3 protein-coding genes are annotated in these 1814 nt (G+C 65.1%); 1 reads left to right on the top strand and 2 read right to left on the bottom strand.

The genetic code is table 11. The features are described 5' to 3' along the window. A partial coding sequence (locus PGX04_RS30670; RefSeq protein ID WP_273741939.1) for an SDR family NAD(P)-dependent oxidoreductase occupies window positions 1–343 on the top strand: 343 nt, incomplete at its 5' end. A gap of 215 nt (window positions 344–558) precedes the next feature. Here the strand turns inward: PGX04_RS30670 and PGX04_RS30665 are convergent. Both PGX04_RS30665 and PGX04_RS30660 read right to left on the bottom strand, forming a co-directional pair. Then, entirely contained in the window at window positions 559–963 is a 405-nt protein-coding gene (locus tag PGX04_RS30665; RefSeq protein ID WP_273741938.1) for a carboxymuconolactone decarboxylase family protein, read from the bottom strand. 245 nt (window positions 964–1208) lie between these two features. After that, the coding region (locus tag PGX04_RS30660; protein WP_273741937.1) for an MFS transporter at window positions 1209–1814 on the bottom strand (606 nt) is incomplete at its 5' end.

Genomic DNA, 1814 nt, shown 5'->3' with positions numbered 1-1814 from the left:
CGCCAGCGTCGCGGGCACCCGTGGCTCGAAGACGATGAGCCACTACGGCGCGGCCAAGGCCGGCGTGATCAACCTGACGACGACGCTCTCCTACGAGTGGGCCGACGCCGACGTCCGCGTCAACTGCATCGCGCCGGGCTTCGTCGCCACGCCGGGCGTCGAGAGCCAGATGGGCGTCTCCGCGGACAACATCGACCGCGAGGAGGTCGCGCGCCGGATCGGAACCGTCGAGGAAATCGCCGACGTCACGCAGTTCCTCGCCAGCCCCGCCTCGTCGTACATCGTCGGCGAAACGATCACGGTTCAGGGCGTCCCGCAGATTTCCGAAGACCGCGACGTCTGAACTCCCCCCGTTTCGCTCGAGCGACTCGGTTCACGACGCGGCCGTCCCAGTCCTCGAGCGTCCACCGATCGTCGTTCGATGAAAGAAGCCGTCGTTCGGTACAAGAAATATCGTGATCGGGTGTCCGACCGTTCGGACGATCCGCTGTCACCGTGTCCCGGCGCATCCGCGACCTGACCTGCGGTTGCGCCGGTACATCGGTACACCGGACCGTCTCAGTCGTCGCTCGGCGCCGCGGATTGCTGCTCCTCGACGTGCTCGGCGATTTCTGCGGTCTCGGTCGCGAACTCGTCGCGATCGACCTCCGCCCCGTGGAGCACCGTCGAGAAGTAGCGCACGCCGCTCGTGACGGCGATCGCTTCGGCCATCTCCGCGTCCGTCACCCCCTCGAGTTCCGCTTCCGCTCTGTGGAAGCGGATGCAGTACGGACACTGAATCGCCGCCGCTGCGCCGAGGGCGACGAGCGCTTTTTCCCGCTGCTCGAGTTCCGTCTCTCCGAGCTGGAGGTCTCGAACGATCCCCCAGCTGTGGTCCGCGGCCGGCTCCGGCAGCGCCGTGATCCAGCTCGGAACCTGTCCGAGATACTCCGCTATCTCCGCTTGTGTTTCGGTTGATACCATTGTCCCCTCCTCCGGATTTCGCGCCCGTCGTCCGGAACAGTACTGACTGCCCCGGTGACGACCGGAAACCCACGCTCTCGTTCTCCTCGAGGGGAGATGAAGTTATCACACAGCCATTTGATAGCACGGAACGTATATTTATCGACAATCTCGATAACTACTGGACCGGTAGCGATCGCGGGAATCCGTAGTCGACCCCGATATCGGTTTCCGTCGACGGTCGCGACTTCCCAGCAGTCGACGGTTCAACTCGGGAGTCTGTCTCGTCGCTCGAGGAGAACGAGGACGGCGATCGAGCCCCCGAGGAGGAGGGCGGCGCTACTGAACACCGCGTCGTAGGTGTAGCCGCGCTCGAGGAAGAGACCCACGGCGGACGAACCGAGCGCCTGCGTTAGCATCCAGATCGAACTGAACACGGCGTAGGCGCTCGCCCGCGTCGAATCCGGCAGCGTATCGAGGAGGTACGTGTCCGTGGCCGGGAACAGCGCGTGAACGACGAAGCCGACGATCGCGGTGACCGCGATCAGCGCGAGCAGGCTGTCGACCGTCGTCAGTACGAGGAGGCTCGCGGCGAACGCGCCGACGATTCCGAGCAGGTACGGGACCTGCGGGAACCTGTCGGCCAGATCGCCGCCGAAGTAAAACGCGGGAACGCCGGCGGCGAAGACGATCGTGAGCATCATCCCGGCCATCCGATCGGAGAGCCCCTTCGACTGCATGTACAGTTCGTAGAAGTTGAACAGGCCCTGCCAGACGAAGACGGGTGCGCCGACGATCGCCAGCGCTGTCACGATGAGCCGCCACTCCGAGAGCGCGCCGGCGACGAAATCGCGATCGGCCCGTCCCGCGCT

It is taken from the genome of Natrinema soli, assembly GCF_028618695.1.
Note: the sequence above shows the minus strand (reverse complement) of the source record. Positions and strands in the feature narration are given on the sequence as shown.